The following is a 16169-nucleotide window of genomic DNA, read 5'->3' as shown; positions in this document are numbered from 1 at the left end:
TCTATCGGAGATAGCATTGCCGATCATCTCTTGAACGCGAAGAGGCTTGCATCCGCATCCTCCTTGCCGGCGATGGAAGCCGAGACAATCTCGGACGCGATCTGTGAAAACGTGATTCCGTTTCCACCGTAGCCCATCACCGCATGAACGCGCGGGTGGCCGGGCACACTACCGATAATCGGAAGTCCGGTATCGGTGGCTCCGAACGAGCCGGTCCAGGCGAATTCCGCAGCCGCGTCGAGTCGCGGGAAGATTTTGCCGAGTTTCTCCTCAAGTCGGTCCGTCTTTTGCGCGATCAGGGCGTCGCGCCGTTCCTCGTCGGTGAACTCCTCGTCTTCGCCGCCGCAGATCACGCGACCATCGGATGTCGCCCTGAGATAGAGATAAGGGTCCGAAGCTTCCCAGATCAGGGCGGCGAGCGGCCAGATCTTCTCCGGCTGCGGCCGGGTGGCAATCGCCCATGTCGAGATGATGCGATGGCGTATCTTCGGCACGATATCGAGCAGTTCGTAGCCGGTCGCGAGCACAAGATGGCGAGCATGGATCCTCGGACCCTGGCGCGTCGCCACCATCACGCCGAGGCGGGTATCTTCGATCGCCGTCACTTCCGCCGGCGCATAGAACCGCGCTTTGCGGTGCAGCGCCCTCATCAGCAGTCCGGACGTCAGTTTGCGTGGATCGAGCGCCAGATTGCCATGGCTCAGAATCGCTGCGGCGCGCTCTATCCCGAAATCGTCTCTCAGCTTCTTGCGTGGCAGGAAGGACGCTCCAATGCCTGCCTCGCGACGCGCTTCGGCCTCGCTGCGCAGCTCCGGTGCATCGAGCCGATTGCCGGCCAAATAGAGTGACGGCGTCTCGGCCGACCGGCAGCGGATATCGAGTTCCGCGATGCGTCCGCGCAGGTTGAGCAGCGACAGCCGCGAGCGAATCCAGGCCTGCCGCGCGGCATCGCCTCCAATCATCCTGGACAGCCTTGTCAGCGGTTGATCGATCTCGAACTCGACGAGCGCCGTCGTCGCGGCCGTCGAGCCCTGCAACGGCCCACGCCTGTCGATGCAAATAACGGCGTGGCCGTCGCGGGTCAAAGCTTCGGCCATCATTGCGCCGCTGATACCCATGCCGACGATCAGGACGTCGGTCTTTGCATCTCGGGTCAGGCGTTCCGCCGGCACCGCGGGCGAGCGATAGGCAGACCAGACAGGCGTGCCGCTTCTGAGATCGAGCTGGCGAGGCATGAAAGTTCCCGGTTCGGCACGATAAGTCACAAGGCGCAGTGCTGTTCCCGGGCAGCCGCGCCAACCATCCGTGCTTGGATATGAAGCGGAACAACTGTTTCGGCGAGAGGTTCTTCACTTGAAGCTCAGAAATGGAGAACGTCATGGACCCGCGCGACAAACAGCGGCCTGCAAAGGCCGACGAAACCGAAGCGCCGACCATCGAGCAGCAGGACTGGGACGCTCTGGAGGGCAGCAGGATCCTGCCTGACAGCGTCGCGGTGAACGGTGATCCGCAGGACGATGCCGAAGCGGAAGGCGACCTTCCGGAAGAGGATGACGACAACCCCTTCCAAGACAGCGATGAAGCCTTGCCTGATCACGAAGAAGAACGCGTCCTGTCGAAGGACCCTTCCAAGGAAGGCAGCCGGTTCGACGAGGTCTGACGTTCAGATTTCGAGCAGCGCGTAGGGCCGGCCCGTCGGCTTCGTGATGTGCATGGCGACGTTGTAGACTTTGGCGCCGCCGGGAGTCTGGCCCTCGAAAGTGCCACGGTGGGCATGGCCGTGCACGACCGCGCTCACCTTGAACCGGTCGATCGTTTCGGCAAGCCGCGACGATCCGAGGAACGGAAAGATTTCCGGCGGCTCGCCGGCGACCGTCTCCGCGATCGGCGCATAGTGAAGCACCACCAGCGTGCGCTTGGCGCGGACCTGCCGCATGGCGTTCTCGAGCCGCATCGCCTCGTTGACGCTCTCGGCCACCATGGCCTTGATCGCCGGCTCGCCGAAAGAGCCAAGCATCCTCGGGCCGAAGCCGCCGACAAAACCTTTAACGCCGACAAAGCCGACTTCCATCAGCTCCGTCGCTTGCCCATCGAGGAGATAGACACCGGCCTGCCGGAGCGTCGCCGCGATCTGGTCGACGCAGCCGGATTCGTAATCGTGGTTGCCGAGCACCGCTACCACGGGAATGGAGCAGGCGCGCAAATCCTCCGCGAGGAGCTCGGCCTCCTTCGGCTTGCCGAGATTGGTGAGATCGCCGGTGAGCACCAGGACGTCTGCTTCTCGGGAAACCTCGCCGAACAGGTCGCGGTAGGACGTCTGCGCATCTTCCTGAACATGCAGATCGCCCATGGCGGCAATCTTGACCTTGCCGTTGCCGCTCGCTTTGCGGCCTGTCCTGCTTTGTTCAGCCATCGCGGAATTCTCCAACGCCGCCGACGCCGGCGAAGCCCCATTCCTTGACGTCGATCTCGTAGTCGACCTGCGACAAAAGCCGGCCGCGGCAGATCTTCATCCGCGGCGAAGGCAGTTGCCGCTGCCTGGCGAGCCGGCCGAGCAGATTGTCGAGCAGCCAGTCGGGGATGTGGTCGCGCTCGCTGGGATAGATCCATCTGAAATTCAGCAGCTGGATCAAGAGCACCTCCCAGTGGGTGTCGAGATAGGACAGCAATCTTTGCCAGTCGATCTGCTCATGCGCCTTGAGGATGGTATGGGCGATGTCGGCGCCGTCATGCCGGCCCCTGTCCTGGATGAAGCATTTCGACCAGATAAGCTCGGTCGGGCCGATGATCCTGACGCGGCTGCCCAGCAGCTCGACCTGGCGGGCATGCTCCAGCCACTGGTCCTCGACCTGCATTGTCCCGTTGGCGGAAGCAAAGATCACGTCGAAGAAATGCGGGCCTTCGAAGACCTTGCCCAGCCAGCGATCGTCCTCGATCTCGACGGCGTAGCCGATATCCTTGAAATGGGTGAGGATGCGTGGGCAATCGCCGGGTTTGCAGAAGATGTCGAGATCCTTGGTCTGGCGCACGACGCCGGTATAGGCGCTGACGGCATAGGTCCCGGCAACCAGAAACGGAATGTCGGTGGCGGCAAGTTCGCGGATTGCATGCGTGTAGAATGCTTCCGCCTCCGCGCTCTTCAGCGTCGGCTCCGCCTTTGCATCGATAACCGGCAGCGTCGCCAGCACTCCCGGCAACTCGTCATTGGCCATCAACCGTTGCTCCGGCTTTCGATCTTCATTCCCATGTTTCGGTAAACAGCGGCAGACCGGCGTTGTTCCGCGCTTGATGTCACGCTTTGACGAGCTTCGCCAGGACAGAGGCGCTAGTCGCCTTCGTCCCGGTACAGACGCTGGGTTGCCCGGTCGCTCTCGCGCCGCTCTGCCGGTCCGCGGCGGCGGCGGGTAAGGAGAACGTAGACGATCACGAGCATGAGAATAAGGGGACCGCCCGCGACGACGATGAACCACAAGTCGGTGCCTGACATTGATCTTCCTTCCTGGGTTGAAGGCTGTTCTCCCGCAAGCAGAGGCGCCGGTGGTGCGCTAACCGGTGAAAGGATCAAATGTTCCGCTGTCGGAACGGAGACCGCACATCAGTCGTTGGTGGCTTGAACACGCTGGCAGCTCGCCATGACCCGTGCGGATGAAGCCCGACCTGCGTTTTCGTCCGTGACACAGGATTGCAGGCCGGGCCTGGCCTAAGTGAGGGACAAAGGCCAACCCATGTTGCACGATGATTGCGCCGCCGCCTTAACATAGGTTGTTGATGGCGGCGGGGATCGAGCGCTTCTCTTTGGGCGAATGGTCAGCGGTAAAGCGATCATGCGCTCAAGACGCAGCAAACGTTTTCGCAAACCGGTTATCGTGCAGCCCGGCCGGATCGATCGTGATCGGGTGGTGATCACTGTGCTGGATGCGGCCGACGTCCTTCTGCATACCTGGCCGAAGCCCAACTCCCGCGCCCGGCATCACGCCATCAGGGCGTGCCTTGCGGTGCTGCGGGACGAGAAGCCCCCACGCGTGGCGCGCCAGGCTTTCGTAGACGCCGCAAAGGACGCCAGGATTTTCCTGGGCGACCAAGCCTGACGCTATTTCTGGCTGCGCGCTTCTCGCCGGGTGCCTTGAGCATTTTGCCAAGGTGGATCAAGGCTTCTGTCCCGCCCGATCTTGGCCAGCAACTGTCGGGACTGCTGCAGCACAATCCGACTTCTGGCGATAGCCGAACCGGTTTCGCCGATCAGACGCTTCGCGCGTCGGCGGGTTTGGAGAAGATGTTCCAGGTCGAGCTGGATGCGATGCGAGCGCAGATCATCCATGATGCCGAACACCGTGGGAAGCCGCATGTTCCCTTCAGCCGACAAACCGCTCCAGCACTGCCATGACAACTCTCAGCGGCCGATGCAGCTCGAAGCGGATAAGAGCGGCGCACATCAGGTACCACCCGCGCCTGTCTGCCCGCTCGCCGGGTGCTGCAACGCTTGCTTGACGGCTTCAATCAACGCCGGCGGGCAGGGTTGGCCTTCGTAGAGATCTTCGTAAAGCGAGCGGACTATGTCCTCTATCGACACGGACGGATCGGACTGCACCAGCTCGCGCGCAACAGCCTTGATGTCGGAAAAGTCATAGCCATTGGCAGCGGAGACCATTTTGTTCTCTAGTTGCTTGGCTGAGCGCCTCGCGGGCGACCCCGGGCGCCACTCAACCGGGTCCGCCGGGTGACGCTGAACATATCTGCGCCCGGCTCAGGCCCCCGACAATAACGCAGGTTAAAGCGACTCTTTCCGGGCTCGGATAAATTTCGGCCCTGGCTTACAAGACGGTGGCAACCGAAGAGAGCCGGAGGGCCCGCCTAACTCTACCCCCAGGCGAGGCGGGCCCTTTTTGGGATCGGATTCTTGACCGCGCCCAAGCTTCCAAAGAATTTTCGCCTCCCTCGCATGGGTTAATGCTTGGCCCGAGGCAGGGCGCAATTACCAAATGCAAACATCACAAAAGCGCGGGAGGTTGCGGCGTGATCAAATATCATCCTGTGCGGCTGAACGAGCTTATCGAACACTACATGGAAACGCGTTCCTCGCAGCACACGCCGGTGTCGGTCGCCGCGGCCACGAGGGCCATCTTGACCGTCATGCCGGATTGCTCCGTCGAGAGGCCGCAATTGAGCAACATGATCGCGCGATCGGCCGTCAGGCATAGTCATGTCGTGAGCTTCGATTTGACGGCCATCTAGTCCAGCACCAAACCCATTATCGATCGCAAGGGATCGGCAGCGACTCGCGCGTCATGTCCACAATGTGGCGCGCCAATTCCGTTGCGTCGCAAGGTTTTTCGAACCTGCGAATCTCAGCAAAGCGTGGGGGGATGGCAGCGGCATCATAGCCGGTGGCGAACACAAACGGAAGCCGCCTTTCCAGCAGCGCGTCCGCCACGGCAAAGTCGATGCCACCGGCCAGATCGAGATCAAGTATGGCGGCGTCGACGCAATCCAGGTCAAGGGAATTCAAGGCCTTGTCACGGGTCGCGAAGGGACCGATGACCGTCAGCCCGAGCCCCAAGAGGGCTTTTGTGATATCCTCAGCCAGAAAATACTCGTCTTCCATGACCAGAACACGAGCGCCGGCGAATTTCTCGTTCATGGCAAGCCTCCCGCGGGGAGTCATTTGGACCGTCTTACGCGGTCCGACATTAACATAGGTAAGGTCGCCGCCGCATCATTGTGTGTATCACGGGAAAGAGGACTGGGATGAGGCGACCTCTGATCCGCAAGCTTGAGAAATTCACGCGGCTTTCGCAGGCCGACAAGGAGATGCTGGTCAGAATTGCGGCGCAACGCGTCCGACGCTTCGCCGCGCGCGAAGACATCATCCACGAAGGCGAGAAACCTGAGTTCATCAACCTGATCAACGAGGGCTGGGCCTGCCGCTATAAGACCCTCGAGGACGGGCGGCGGCAAATCATTGCTTTCTTCCTCCCCGGCGATCTCTGCGACCTCAACGTCTTCATCCTGAAAGAAATGGACCACTCGATCGGCGCCATCACGCCAGTCGCGGTCTCGGAGATTTCGCGCGCCGCCTTCGACGAGATGATGATCGGACATCCGCGCATCACTCAGGCTCTGTGGTGGGAATCGCTGGTCGCGGCGGCGATCCAGCGCGAGTGGACGGTCAACCTCGGCCAGCGCGATGCGCTCGAGCGGATGGCGCATCTGTTGTGCGAGCTGTTCATCCGGCTGGAGGCCGCCGGCTGCACAAGCGACAGCAGTTGCGAATTCCCGTTGACGCAGACGGAACTGGGCGAGACGCTGGGCATGTCGACGGTTCACGTCAATCGCACGCTGCAGGAGCTGCGCGCCTCGAATCTCATCGTGCTGAAGGACAGGACGCTGACCATTCCCAACCTCCAGGCACTGCAGGATGTCGCGCTGTTCAATCCCAATTATCTGCATCTCGATCGCGAGGGCAGGCATCTCGATGCCAACGAGGAGTGATGTCCAAGGGCCCGCCCAACAAGCCGCTTGAACCCGGTCTGGCAGATGTCAAGACGGCCTTGCGCGGGCATGCGCGTGCCGAAGCCCGGCTGCGTGAGAGCGACGAGACCCTGCGGGATTTCGCCGAAGCCACCTCGGACGTGCTCTGGGCCCGCAATGCCGACACGCTGCAGTGGGAATACCTGACGCCTGTCTTCGAGGCGATTTACGGGATGAGTCGTGAACAGGCCCTGGCCGGCGACAACTTCGCCACCTGGATCGGCCTTATCGTACCCGAGGATCGCGAGCATGTGCTGGGCCAGATCGCGCGCATACGCGACGGCGAACGCGCAACCTTCGAATACCGAATCTGCCGGCCGGCCGACAGCGAGATGCGCTGGCTGCGCGATTCCGGCTTTCCGATGCGTGATGAGGCGGGAAAGGTTGCCCATATCGGTGGCGTGGGCCAGGACATCACGCGCCAGAAAGAAGCCGAGGAACAGCAGCAGGCTCGCTTCGCGGAATTGCAGCATCATATGCGCAACACGCTGGCCGTGATCCGCTCCATCGTGCGGCGTACGATGGAGAAAAGCGAATCCCTGGACGAAGCCGCGGCTCACCTGGAGGGTCGCATCAACGCCTTCGCCCGCGTGCAGGCGGCGATCACACGCCGTCCGTCGATCGAGATCAACCTGGCATCGATCGTCGCCGAGGAATTGCGCGCCGCCGGCGGGCGGGAGGGCGATAACCTGACGATCGAGGGGCCGCCTTTGACGCTCGCCCCCAAGGCTGCCGAGACGATGGGCTTGGCCATCCACGAACTGGCAACGAACGCGTTGAAATACGGGGCGCTTGCCAGCTCGAGCCGGAGTGGCCGCATCGACATCGAATGGCGTTTGGAGGAAGATCTGCTTCGCTTCGTATGGGCTGAGAGCGGTGTTGACGATCTAAAACAGACCGAACGGCGCGGCTTCGGATTCGAGGTGCTCGAGCGGACCTTGCCTTACGAGCTCGGGGCGACGGTGGAGTTGCGGTTCGCTCCGAGCGGTCTCAATTTCACGGCTGCCGTCCCGCTTCGCGCCATTAGAGCAATTTCAGGAAAAGTGTGAGCGGCTTCCGCTGGAAATTGCGTCAAAAGAAAGAGATAGAGTGAGTTCGCCGGTTCCGTGAAGCGGCGAACCACTTCTAAAGCGCGTCGCAATCTTTCAGATTCGCTCCATGCGCTTAGGTTTTTGATTTACGCATGTCTTTATCCCGAAACTGGTTCCCACTTTCGGGAGACATGCTTAGCCGACGGCGGTCGTAACCGTCCGGGAGTCGCTGCGCAAATAGCCCGCCTCGTCTTCGTCTCTTTGCCTGCCGCCTAGCGCTGCCGCGACCGCGGCGATGAACGCGCCAATCACCAGCGACAGCGCGCCAACCAGTGCAGCGGTGGCGCTCGCCTTGCGGGTCTTATCGGCGGCTGCCTTGGCTTTGTTCTTGGCGTCCTCGGCACGCGCCAGGACCTCGTCGACCCGCTTCTGCGCCTCAGCCTGGGGAAGGCCCGTGCGGGATGCCACGAGTTGAGCAAGATACGCCTTGTCATCCGCGCTCATTTCGCCGTTCGCAGCGCTGACTGTCAGTATGCGTGCGGCCTGTGCCGCGGCGTCCGCGTTGTTTTGGGGCGTTGCCGCCGCTGTAGGCGCGGCCGCGTTGCCGGCCGGCCGGAAGAGCGCGTCCACGAAATAGCCGGCGAGATCGTTAGCGGACGGAGTTTGCGCCGAAGAAGCCTGCGAAGCCGCACCGGCGGCCACGCCGCTCAGCAAACCAGTCGTCGCCTGGGCGCCCGTCCCCGCGATTCCGGAGACCGCCGAGCCGAGGACCGTGGCCACGAGCAGCGTAGCCAGGGCCCAGGCCAGGAATCCATGCGCGGTGTCGCGGAAATACACCTCGTCGGTGTGCACGTTGACCCACTTGGTGCGAAGCCGCCCTGCGACGTAGCCGCCCAGCGCAGACGACAGCCATTGCACGATGACCAGCCAGACCGCGGTCGACACCGCAAATGTCATCAGGGTAGGGCTACCCCATGGCGACATCATCGCCAAACCGAGTCCGGAACCGACAAGCATGAGGATGACGGTCAAAGTGGCCGCCGCGAAAGCGCCGGCCACGATTGGTCCCCAGTTGACGGCGGAGGATGATGTCTCAATCGTTGCGGGTTCGTCCATTGTCGAATAGGCGTCGGTCATCGTCGGCTCCTAACGTGCGAAAAGCATCAAAAGGATGATGATCGGAATCGGAACGCCAAGCAGCCAGAGCAGAATACCTCGTCCCATTTCGTCCTCCTGCAAGTAATGTTCGAATGCTTGTACCTAATTCCCGGATCTCGCTTTCGTTCCGCCTGAACTACTTCTTTCAATCCTGTTAAACTCAGGGCCTGACGCAAACGCCATCACGGCCCGCAAATCTTGGACCGATGGAAGGCTCGCCCGCAAAGGGGTGAACGGGGGAGCCTTTCGATAGGACGCCTGACGCCCAAGACGGCGCATTCGGGACGCGGAACGCGCCGACGCCGATCGAACTAAGAAAGTGGCGAGATGTTCCGAAGGAAAAGCAGTCCGCTGGTCGGGGGCGCCGCCTCTCCGCTATCGCCAGCATTCCAGAATTGCCTCCACCGGCGCGACCTCGACATGGTGGGAGTACCGCTTGGTGAAGAGCTTCAGGATGTTCTCATAGGCCTCATCGGACGCGCTGCAGATGGCGTCCTCCGCGAGGATCGTTCGGTAGCCCAAATCGATGGAGCCGAGCAGGGTCGCCAAAACGCACATATCGGCCTCACCACCGCTGACGATGACTTCCTCGACGCCTTCGGACTGAAGCACACCAGCCAGTTCGCCGCTCAGCCACGGTGAATAGATCGGCTTGTCGAACACGCGCGCCGGCGGGATATGGACGGCAAGCTCGGGCAGAAGGTCGACCGCCTCCTTGCCGGCCCTTGCGATCGTCATGTCCGCCCAATGCTCATAATATTGTTTCCATTGGCCGTGGCCCTCGCCCGGATTTCGCGCGGGGATGAACCTTGTGAAGATCGTGGCTTCCGGTCGCTTGCGCACCAGCCTCTGAACTTGTGGCAGGATCACGGGCAGCCAATCGACCGCCCATGGCCACGGCGGCGTGAACATCTGCTGCATGTCTACGCAAATATGGACGGCTTTCGCCGAAATCGGTGAGACCCCGCTCAAAGCTGGTGACCCTCAAATCGCGGCGCGTTCGATATCGCGAGAAGCAGTTCGCGTGTCGAAGCCCGGCGTCAGGCTGGACCCCTTTATGCGACAGGCCAAGGCACGCATCGCGCGTGCGACCGGATACATCTTGATGCGTTCGAATTCCCGCGCTTGCGCCTCGGCGATAGCCGCGCACCGTTCGCGTTCGGCGATTTCAGGACAAAGGTTTTCGGCAGTGTATTCCATGTTGGATTTCTCCATCGCGTTGTCTGCCGCTAAACTCCGATTAAAGTCCTCCGTTCCATCAAAGCAGGCGCTTGCCACGTTTTTTCGAAAAGCACTCGCGCTGACCGGCCTCGATTTGGCAAGTTACAATAACAAATGATGTTTTCGGCCGCTCCGCAGAAGAAAATTCTTTGAATGAGTCGCCTCGCCGCGAGGTCTGTTGCGATCGTTGGCTTCATCGATAAGGGCGAGACCAGGGAGGAAGGATAGCCGACGCCCCGCTCTCCAAGCTCGCCGGAGGCAGAGTCAACCGACATCCGCCAGCCACGGCCGGACGATTTTTTGCAGGCCAAGGAAACGAGGTCATTGGGGAACAAAGGGCCGGAACGGTGGTTCGGTGCCACCAAGACCAAAGGAGCCTTGCCCCATGAGCATGCGGATATTCCTTATCCCATCGACGACCGCCGCGCTGATGCTTGCCCTTCCTGCCTTCGCGGCCGACGACGCGCAGACCTTCGTCAACAAGGCTGCGATAGGCGGGATGTTCGAAGTGGATTCGAGCAAGATCGCGCAGGACAATGCGAAGGATCAGCAGATCAAGGATTTTGCCAAGCGCATGATCACCGATCACGGCGCGGCGAACGCCAAATTGCAGAAGATCGCCGTCGAGCAGAAGCTGCAGGTGCCGGCGCAATCCGATGCCGCTCATAAGAGCGATCTGGAACGATTGCAGAGCACGACTGCTTCGCTGGACCAGCCTTACGTCGAGATGCAGCGTAAGGCGCATGCCGACGCCGTCGGCCTGTTCCAGGCCTACGCCAAGGATGGAGACAATCCAGCCCTCAAATCTTTCGCGGCGGAGACGCTGCCTAGGCTGAAGATGCATCAGGACATGATCGAGAAGATCGCCGGCACCAGCGCGAGCACGCCGGCGGTCAAATCGGCATCGACGCCCAAACCACCCGCTCCGGTCCCCGGCGCGAACAGCTTCACCGAAGCGCAGGCGAAGACGCGCATCCAGGATGCCGGCTATGCGGACGTGTCCGCCCTTGCCAAGGACGAACAGGGCATCTGGCGCGGCCAGGCGACAAAGGACGGCAAGGGCACCTCCGTCGCGCTCGATTACCAGGGCAACGTTTTTGCCGGCCAACAATAGACAGGAGAACCGACGTGCAAACGATCACCGCCCTGTTCGACGACTATGACGATGCCGCTGACGCCGTGGGCGCGCTGGAGTCCACCGGCGTTCCTTCGTCGGACATCAGCATCATGGCCAACAATGTGCGCGGCTGGTACCGCAACACGCAATCCCCCGCAGCCGAGGACGCCGCCAGCGGCGCCGGTATCGGCGCGGTCGTGGGTGGCGCCGGCGGCCTGGCAACGGGCCTAGGCGCGATGGCGATACCGGGCGTCGGGCCGGTGGTCGCGGCCGGCTGGCTGGCGGCGACAGCCGCGGGCGCCGTCGCCGGGGCGATTGTGGGCGGCGCGGCCGGCGGTATCATCGGCAGCCTGACCGACGCCGGCGTGCCGGAGCAGGACGCGCATGTCTATGCCGAAGGCGTCCGCCGCGGCGGCGCGCTGGTGACGGCTCGTGTGGAGGACGACCTCGCCTCGGAAGCCCGGGAAGTTCTCCGCAGCTCCGCGCCGGTCAACATCGCCGACCGCCGCAGCGAATACCAAGCGGACGGGTGGACAGCATTCGACCCGGCTGCCGGCGATTATTCGGCTGACGATGTCGAGCGCGAGGCGGCGCGACGGCGGGGAGCCTGAGCCAGACACGCGCTCGACAGAGGCCAGGAAGGAATCGGCATGAGACGCGTTGTTTTGCCGCTCATACTGACCTTGATCGTGCTGCTGGCATGCTACTGGGTCTTCATTCGTGTCGACAGCGGCTCATCTTCGGCGCCATGGAAGCGCACGCCCGAACAAAACCAGGGCGGGAATGCGCCGCAGGATAGCTCGCCAGCCGCCGGCATAACGAAGAATCCACAGGACGCCAGCAAGATGCCGGGGGCTCAGTGACAGTCGAAATCTTTGCTCCCGAATGGCTACTCGCGCGGCACGAACTTGTTGAAGCGGCTGGTGCTGCCTTCAGCGGTCATGTCCTGGTGAACGAACGCCAGGTTGCTGTCATCCAGCACCTTGAAGAAATCCTCCCATTCGATCGGCCTCAGATCTTCGTCGCCGGCGCCGAAATCGACCCGCAGCGTCGCAGCCTTCCCTGGCGTCGCGACAACGGCAGGCCGGCCTTCGCGCGCCTCGATCCAAGCTCGGATCACTTCGTGATTTGAGGTGGTCATGGCCTCGCTCATTGCGGCCTCCTGCTGACAGTTCCCTTCTCTCGAAAGCAACCCCGCACGCATCCGCTTGTTCCCGTCGGGCCCGGTTTTGTAGGCCCGCCGCAACCGAATATCGGCAGATAGAGAAGGCCCGCTGCCTGCATGCGGCAACGGGCCTTGTCAGGTCTTGATGGGACCCTGGATCGCTGGAGGGAGGGCGATCTTCTTTCGAACCGGCAGGCGCTCGAAATGTTCCCGCGACAGTCAGAGTTTGACGGCGCTCTCTCTCGCCCAAAGCCGCAGCTTGCGGCAAGCCTCGACGAATGAGCGCGCGGAATCGCCGCCCGTGAGCTCGATGAGCCCCTCGTCCGCATCGGCCGCTACCCCGGCGCTTGCCAGCAGAGGTCCGGCACCCGCGACAAAGCCGATGAACTTCAGATGCGCAAAGGCATCGGACACGAAGTCCTTTGCCGCAGCATCCCTGGACAGCATCTCGGCGCCTTCCTCGGAAACGAGCAGCACGACCGCATCGAAGAGAACGGAAGGACCGCCGTCGATCATGTGATTGGCTTCGATCCAACTGCCATCGCCTGCCTCGACACCGCCCACCCGGCGCGCCACGACTTCCACTTGGGCGCCTTCGGCTTGCGCCGCATCCCGCACCGCTTGCAGCAGGCCGGAATCGATGCCGTCGCTGACGAGCACGCCGATCTTGCGGCCCTTGAAGCTGTCCGGCCCGTTGTTGATGATGCTGAGCGCGGGCGACGGCTCGAGGTCATCGCGTGTCGGCACGGCGGCGTCGGCAGGGGCCGGCATGGTCTTGATGCCGAGCTTGTCGGCGACCGTGGTCGCCAGCGTCTCGTCGATGTTGAGCAGATGGGAGAGCATCCGCTCGCGGATGACCGGCGTCTCGACCTTGCTCAGTTCGAACGTCAAGGCCATCGCGATGTGACGCTGCTCAGGTTCGGTCTGGCTGATGAAGAATTGCCGCGCCTGGCTGTAGTGATCGGCGAAGCTCTCCGCCCGCAGCCGGACCTTCTGTCCCTCCTCCGCATCGGCAAAGGAGCGGAAGCCCCGCTCGGGTGACTCACGCGGCCCCTCGCCCCAGGAATTCGGCTGATAGTTGGCGCGGCCGGCGGGATTGCGCATCGCCATGTGACCGTCCTGCTGGAAATGATGGAAGGGACATTTCGGCGCGTTGATGGGAAGGTGCGTAAAGTTGGGGCTGCCCAGGCGTTTGAGCTGCGTGTCGAGATAGGAGAAGTTGCGTCCCTGCAGCAGGGGATCGTTGGAAAAGTCGATGCCTGGCGGCACGTTCTGCGTCATGAAGGCAACCTGTTCGGTCTCTGCGAAGAAGTTCTCAGGCATGCGATCGAGGACAAGCCGCCCGACCGGGATCGGCTCGATGATCTCCTCGGGAATGATCTTGGTCGGATCGAGGATGTCGAAGTCGAAACTGTCGGCGAAATCCTGGTCGAAGAGCTGGACGCAGAGCTTCCACTCCGGAAAATCGCCGGACTGGATGGCGTTCCAGAGATCGCGGCGGTGGAAATCGGGATCCGCGCCGTTGATCTTCACGGCCTCGTTCCAGACCACCGACTGCATGCCCAGCTTCGGCTTCCAGATGAATTTGACGAAGGTCGATTCATCCTTGGCGTTGACGAGACGGAAGGTGTGCACGCCGAAGCCCTGCATGAACCGGAACGACCGGGGGATGGCGCGATCGGACATGATCCACATGATCATGTGCATCGATTCCGGCGTGAGCGAGATAAAATCCCAGAAATTGTCATGCGCGGATTGGGCCTGCGGGAACGCCCTGTCCGGTTCCTCTTTCACGGCATGGACCATATCCGGAAACCTGATCGCATCCTGGATGAAGAAGACCGGGATGTTGTTGCCGACGAGGTCCCAATTGCCCTCCTTGGTATAGAGCTTCACGGCGAAGCCCCGCACATCCCGCGCCAGGTCGAAGGACCCCTTGCTGCCGGCGACGGTCGAGAAACGAACGAAGGCGGGTGTCTTCTCGCCGGGCCGCTGGAAGATATCGGCCTTGGTGTACTTGGCAAGCGACTCATAAGTCTCGAAGAAGCCATGGGCGCCGTAGCCGCGCGCGTGGACGACGCGCTCGGGGATGCGCTCGTGATCGAAATGGAAGATCTTTTCGCGGAAATGAAAATCCTCGATCAGCGTGGGACCGCGGTCGCCGATCTTCAACGTGTTGTGGTCATCCGCGATCGGCGCGCCAAGCGCCGTCGTCTGCACCTCGACCTCGCCTTCGGCCACCTGATGCAGCTCGCCGCCACTGCCGCGGACAAGTTCCTGGTCATGAATCTCAGCCACGGCTGTAGCGTCGGCCGGGGAAGCTTTCTTCGGCATTGTCGTTGTCCCTTGTGCTCGCTGAAATGATGTTGCCGAACGAGCAATCAAGGCGAATGTTCCAGCCGCTGGAGCGGGCATGCCCAGCTCGAACTATCTTTGAACGGCGTCCGACCCCTCCCCTGCCCCGCTTGCCTGGGAACGGTCCGGCGTTACCCGCGAGGATGCACACGCGGGCATCTCTCGCGGCGCAGGGATGCGAGATTTTCGGCGCCACCAGCGCGGCAGGAACTCGGCCATCAGGCTTTGAATCAGGCTCTTCATCGGATTGCCCATGTAACGTTTCAGCGGCGAACAGATGCCGGCCCTGATTGTTCCGGGTTGGCGCGATCAGAGCGTCGTCAGTTGAAAGTCAATTGGGACGGGACTTGCGCGCACGCAACGCGATCGCGGCGTCCAGCTTTCGCGCCAGTTCGAGCATTCGAGAAGGCGCGTCCTCGACTCTCAGCGTCTCCAACGCCACGGTCGTCTTGCGCTCCGGCGCTGTCGCCTCGGACAGTTCCTGTTCCGATGTCAGTGCTTCACGAACCTTCCGTGCCACGGCCGGACCTTAACATGGGTTAATGCCTCCCCACTAACCCACTGATGGAGAAAAAGTTCCTGTAGCGCCCGTCCGCTGGACCGGCGAACTTCCTTCGACGCAGCTTTCGCTCATTGCCTGCCGAATTCGACCAGAAATCTCTCCAATCCCTCCCTAACCTGTGCGGGAGCTTCCCTCGTCGGGAAATGACCGACACCCGGCAGGAGCACGCGCTCATAACCGGCGGTAAAATACGGCTCCTTGCCTTCAGAGGAATCCGGCAGAACGACGCGATCGTCGTCGCCATGAAGGACCAATGTCGGCACCGAGATGACCTCCGCCTCAATTTGCTTGCGCGCAAGTTCAGCATAGTTCGGGGCGGGATCCGCCTCGCCCCAGCGCACGCGATAGGAATGCAGCGTCACGTCCGGCCAGTCGGGATTCTCGAAGGACCTGGCCACCCGATCGAACAGCGTGTCGTCGAACCAGCCTGGGGGGCTCCAACTGTCCCACTGGAAACGCGCGAAGGAGCGACCGTGCTGTCGCACGAACCCTTCGCCGCGCCCGGTCGCCATGAACCACTGATACCAGAAAGCCTTCGTCTGCTCCAAAGGCGGCGTCGGAGCCGGGCCGGGCTGCCACCCCAGCGAAAGCGCCGCGCAGCATGTTATGCGCTGCGGAAAGACGGAAGCGAGCAGATAGGCGATACGCGCGCCCCAGTCATGGCCGACAACCGCGAACCGTTCGAGGCCGATGGCATCGGCAAAGTCGAGCGCGTCCTGCGCCATGGCGGCGATCTCGCCTGAGCGCATCGTTTGATCGGAGTGGAACGAGGTCTGCCCAAATCCGCGCAGCCATGGCGCGAAGGTTCGGAAGCCCGCGGCCTGAAGAGATGGCGCCACATCCGCAAAAGTCGTCGCATCATCCGGCCAGCCATGGAGGAGCAGCACAGGCGGTCCATCCTCGGATCCACCGCTCAGATAGGCGACCCGCAAAAGCGAAGTGTCGCAGAAAACAGGTTCCATGGACGCCTCCTCAGGACCATCACACTGCAGTGGCGGCCCAACCTGCGCAATCGGGGTTGTTCCGCCTCCA

General features: G+C 62.1%; 22 protein-coding genes. 8 read left to right on the top strand and 14 right to left on the bottom strand.

The features are described from left to right. Positions 1–23 precede the first annotated feature (23 nt). Positions 24–1235 carry an FAD-binding oxidoreductase gene (locus E5X34_RS02610; RefSeq protein ID WP_292560604.1) on the bottom strand — a complete coding sequence of 404 codons (1212 nt, stop codon included), beginning with the start codon at positions 1233–1235 and terminating at the stop codon, positions 24–26. A gap of 143 nt (positions 1236–1378) precedes the next feature. On the opposite strand from E5X34_RS02610, the gene E5X34_RS02605 reads away from it, so the two are divergent. Beyond that, complete coding sequence (locus E5X34_RS02605) at positions 1379–1660, top strand: hypothetical protein (RefSeq protein WP_292560601.1); 282 nt, start codon at positions 1379–1381, stop codon at positions 1658–1660. 3 nt (positions 1661–1663) lie between these two features. On the opposite strand, the gene E5X34_RS02600 is transcribed toward E5X34_RS02605, so the two are convergent. From E5X34_RS02600 to E5X34_RS02590, 3 genes are all read right to left on the bottom strand, one after another. Beyond that, a complete protein-coding gene (locus tag E5X34_RS02600) occupies positions 1664–2413 on the bottom strand; it encodes a metallophosphoesterase (RefSeq protein ID WP_292560598.1) in 750 nt (249 codons plus the stop codon). Further along, complete coding sequence (locus tag E5X34_RS02595) at positions 2406–3212, bottom strand: hypothetical protein (protein WP_292560595.1); 807 nt, start codon at positions 3210–3212, stop codon at positions 2406–2408. The genes E5X34_RS02600 and E5X34_RS02595 overlap by 8 nt, the downstream gene beginning before the upstream one ends. Positions 3213–3325: 113 nt before the next feature. Continuing rightward, positions 3326–3487 carry a hypothetical protein gene (locus tag E5X34_RS02590; protein ID WP_189341621.1) on the bottom strand — a complete coding sequence of 54 codons (162 nt, stop codon included), beginning with the start codon at positions 3485–3487 and terminating at the stop codon, positions 3326–3328. 316 nt (positions 3488–3803) lie between these two features. Here E5X34_RS02590 and E5X34_RS02585 point away from each other — a divergent pair, with 316 nt between their 5' ends. Beyond that, a complete protein-coding gene (locus tag E5X34_RS02585) occupies positions 3804–4088 on the top strand; it encodes a DUF982 domain-containing protein (RefSeq protein ID WP_292560592.1) in 285 nt (94 codons plus the stop codon). A gap of 2 nt (positions 4089–4090) precedes the next feature. Here E5X34_RS02585 and E5X34_RS02580 read toward each other — a convergent pair whose 3' ends face one another. Further along, entirely contained in the window at positions 4091–4345 is a 255-nt protein-coding gene (locus E5X34_RS02580) for a hypothetical protein (RefSeq protein WP_292560589.1), read from the bottom strand. Between the two features lie 87 nt (positions 4346–4432). After that, positions 4433–4648, bottom strand: a complete 216-nt coding sequence (locus E5X34_RS02575; RefSeq protein ID WP_126062589.1) for a hypothetical protein — start codon at positions 4646–4648, stop codon at positions 4433–4435. Positions 4649–5013: 365 nt separating this feature from the next. Here E5X34_RS02575 and E5X34_RS02570 point away from each other — a divergent pair, with 365 nt between their 5' ends. Further along, positions 5014–5232, top strand: coding sequence for a hypothetical protein (locus tag E5X34_RS02570; RefSeq protein ID WP_292560586.1), 219 nt, complete (start codon positions 5014–5016; stop codon positions 5230–5232). A gap of 16 nt (positions 5233–5248) precedes the next feature. Here E5X34_RS02570 and E5X34_RS02565 read toward each other — a convergent pair whose 3' ends face one another. Next, complete coding sequence (locus E5X34_RS02565) at positions 5249–5638, bottom strand: response regulator (RefSeq protein ID WP_127304872.1); 390 nt, start codon at positions 5636–5638, stop codon at positions 5249–5251. A 107-nt stretch (positions 5639–5745) separates the two neighbouring features. On the opposite strand from E5X34_RS02565, the gene E5X34_RS02560 reads away from it, so the two are divergent. Both E5X34_RS02560 and E5X34_RS02555 read left to right on the top strand, forming a co-directional pair. Further along, entirely contained in the window at positions 5746–6489 is a 744-nt protein-coding gene (locus tag E5X34_RS02560; protein ID WP_126079162.1) for a Crp/Fnr family transcriptional regulator, read from the top strand. Then, on the top strand, positions 6489–7577 hold the full coding sequence (locus tag E5X34_RS02555; RefSeq protein ID WP_292560582.1) for an HWE histidine kinase domain-containing protein: 1089 nt from the start codon (positions 6489–6491) through the stop codon (positions 7575–7577). Before E5X34_RS02560 ends, E5X34_RS02555 begins: the two co-directional genes overlap by 1 nt. Positions 7578–7754: 177 nt before the next feature. On the opposite strand, the gene E5X34_RS02550 is transcribed toward E5X34_RS02555, so the two are convergent. The 3 genes from E5X34_RS02550 to E5X34_RS02540 all read right to left on the bottom strand — a co-directional run bounded on the left by E5X34_RS02550 (position 7755) and on the right by E5X34_RS02540 (position 9917). Next, positions 7755–8696 (bottom strand): hypothetical protein, encoded by a 942-nt coding sequence (locus E5X34_RS02550; protein ID WP_292560579.1) that lies wholly within the window; start codon positions 8694–8696, stop codon positions 7755–7757. 396 nt (positions 8697–9092) lie between these two features. After that, positions 9093–9689: an isochorismatase family cysteine hydrolase gene (locus E5X34_RS02545; RefSeq protein WP_292560576.1), complete on the bottom strand. Its 597-nt coding sequence runs from the start codon at positions 9687–9689 to the stop codon at positions 9093–9095. 12 nt (positions 9690–9701) lie between these two features. Further along, complete coding sequence (locus E5X34_RS02540; protein ID WP_292560573.1) at positions 9702–9917, bottom strand: hypothetical protein; 216 nt, start codon at positions 9915–9917, stop codon at positions 9702–9704. Positions 9918–10323: 406 nt separating this feature from the next. Between E5X34_RS02540 and E5X34_RS02535 the strand changes: the two genes are divergently transcribed. Genes E5X34_RS02535 through E5X34_RS02525 form a run of 3 tightly spaced genes read left to right on the top strand, consistent with a single transcriptional unit; the run spans position 10324 to position 11918 of the window. Then, complete coding sequence (locus tag E5X34_RS02535; protein WP_292560570.1) at positions 10324–11052, top strand: DUF4142 domain-containing protein; 729 nt, start codon at positions 10324–10326, stop codon at positions 11050–11052. A 14-nt stretch (positions 11053–11066) separates the two neighbouring features. Then, positions 11067–11666 (top strand): hypothetical protein, encoded by a 600-nt coding sequence (locus E5X34_RS02530; protein ID WP_292560568.1) that lies wholly within the window; start codon positions 11067–11069, stop codon positions 11664–11666. A 39-nt stretch (positions 11667–11705) separates the two neighbouring features. Further along, positions 11706–11918, top strand: coding sequence for a hypothetical protein (locus E5X34_RS02525; RefSeq protein WP_126079168.1), 213 nt, complete (start codon positions 11706–11708; stop codon positions 11916–11918). A gap of 26 nt (positions 11919–11944) precedes the next feature. Here E5X34_RS02525 and E5X34_RS02520 read toward each other — a convergent pair whose 3' ends face one another. The 4 genes from E5X34_RS02520 to E5X34_RS02505 all read right to left on the bottom strand — a co-directional run bounded on the left by E5X34_RS02520 (position 11945) and on the right by E5X34_RS02505 (position 16099). Then, positions 11945–12208, bottom strand: coding sequence for a hypothetical protein (locus tag E5X34_RS02520; protein ID WP_042647291.1), 264 nt, complete (start codon positions 12206–12208; stop codon positions 11945–11947). 231 nt (positions 12209–12439) lie between these two features. Continuing rightward, entirely contained in the window at positions 12440–14554 is a 2115-nt protein-coding gene (locus E5X34_RS02515; RefSeq protein WP_292560565.1) for a catalase, read from the bottom strand. Positions 14555–14906: 352 nt separating this feature from the next. Next, complete coding sequence (locus E5X34_RS02510) at positions 14907–15095, bottom strand: hypothetical protein (protein ID WP_292560562.1); 189 nt, start codon at positions 15093–15095, stop codon at positions 14907–14909. 110 nt (positions 15096–15205) lie between these two features. Next, positions 15206–16099: an alpha/beta hydrolase gene (locus E5X34_RS02505; protein WP_292560560.1), complete on the bottom strand. Its 894-nt coding sequence runs from the start codon at positions 16097–16099 to the stop codon at positions 15206–15208. Positions 16100–16169 lie beyond the last annotated feature (70 nt).

It is taken from the genome of Mesorhizobium sp., from assembly GCF_004963255.1.
GTDB lineage: Bacteria > Pseudomonadota > Alphaproteobacteria > Rhizobiales > Rhizobiaceae > Mesorhizobium.
Note: the sequence above shows the minus strand (reverse complement) of the source record. Positions and strands in the feature narration are given on the sequence as shown.

Excerpts from the sequence above, each read along its gene's own strand:
- E5X34_RS02610 (WP_292560604.1), bottom strand. The coding sequence starts at position 1,235 with ATGCCTCGCCAGCTCGATCTCAGAAGCGGCACGCCTGTCTGGTCTGCC.
- E5X34_RS02605 (WP_292560601.1), top strand. The coding sequence starts at position 1,379 with ATGGACCCGCGCGACAAACAGCGGCCTGCAAAGGCCGACGAAACCGAA.
- E5X34_RS02600 (WP_292560598.1), bottom strand. The coding sequence starts at position 2,413 with ATGGCTGAACAAAGCAGGACAGGCCGCAAAGCGAGCGGCAACGGCAAG.
- E5X34_RS02595 (WP_292560595.1), bottom strand. The coding sequence starts at position 3,212 with ATGGCCAATGACGAGTTGCCGGGAGTGCTGGCGACGCTGCCGGTTATC.
- E5X34_RS02590 (WP_189341621.1), bottom strand. The coding sequence starts at position 3,487 with ATGTCAGGCACCGACTTGTGGTTCATCGTCGTCGCGGGCGGTCCCCTT.
- E5X34_RS02585 (WP_292560592.1), top strand. The coding sequence starts at position 3,804 with ATGGTCAGCGGTAAAGCGATCATGCGCTCAAGACGCAGCAAACGTTTT.
- E5X34_RS02580 (WP_292560589.1), bottom strand. The coding sequence starts at position 4,345 with ATGCGGCTTCCCACGGTGTTCGGCATCATGGATGATCTGCGCTCGCAT.
- E5X34_RS02575 (WP_126062589.1), bottom strand. The coding sequence starts at position 4,648 with ATGGTCTCCGCTGCCAATGGCTATGACTTTTCCGACATCAAGGCTGTT.
- E5X34_RS02565 (WP_127304872.1), bottom strand. The coding sequence starts at position 5,638 with ATGAACGAGAAATTCGCCGGCGCTCGTGTTCTGGTCATGGAAGACGAG.
- E5X34_RS02560 (WP_126079162.1), top strand. The coding sequence starts at position 5,746 with ATGAGGCGACCTCTGATCCGCAAGCTTGAGAAATTCACGCGGCTTTCG.
- E5X34_RS02555 (WP_292560582.1), top strand. The coding sequence starts at position 6,489 with ATGTCCAAGGGCCCGCCCAACAAGCCGCTTGAACCCGGTCTGGCAGAT.
- E5X34_RS02550 (WP_292560579.1), bottom strand. The coding sequence starts at position 8,696 with ATGACCGACGCCTATTCGACAATGGACGAACCCGCAACGATTGAGACA.
- E5X34_RS02540 (WP_292560573.1), bottom strand. The coding sequence starts at position 9,917 with ATGGAATACACTGCCGAAAACCTTTGTCCTGAAATCGCCGAACGCGAA.
- E5X34_RS02535 (WP_292560570.1), top strand. The coding sequence starts at position 10,324 with ATGAGCATGCGGATATTCCTTATCCCATCGACGACCGCCGCGCTGATG.
- E5X34_RS02525 (WP_126079168.1), top strand. The coding sequence starts at position 11,706 with ATGAGACGCGTTGTTTTGCCGCTCATACTGACCTTGATCGTGCTGCTG.
- E5X34_RS02520 (WP_042647291.1), bottom strand. The coding sequence starts at position 12,208 with ATGAGCGAGGCCATGACCACCTCAAATCACGAAGTGATCCGAGCTTGG.
- E5X34_RS02515 (WP_292560565.1), bottom strand. The coding sequence starts at position 14,554 with ATGCCGAAGAAAGCTTCCCCGGCCGACGCTACAGCCGTGGCTGAGATT.
- E5X34_RS02505 (WP_292560560.1), bottom strand. The coding sequence starts at position 16,099 with ATGGAACCTGTTTTCTGCGACACTTCGCTTTTGCGGGTCGCCTATCTG.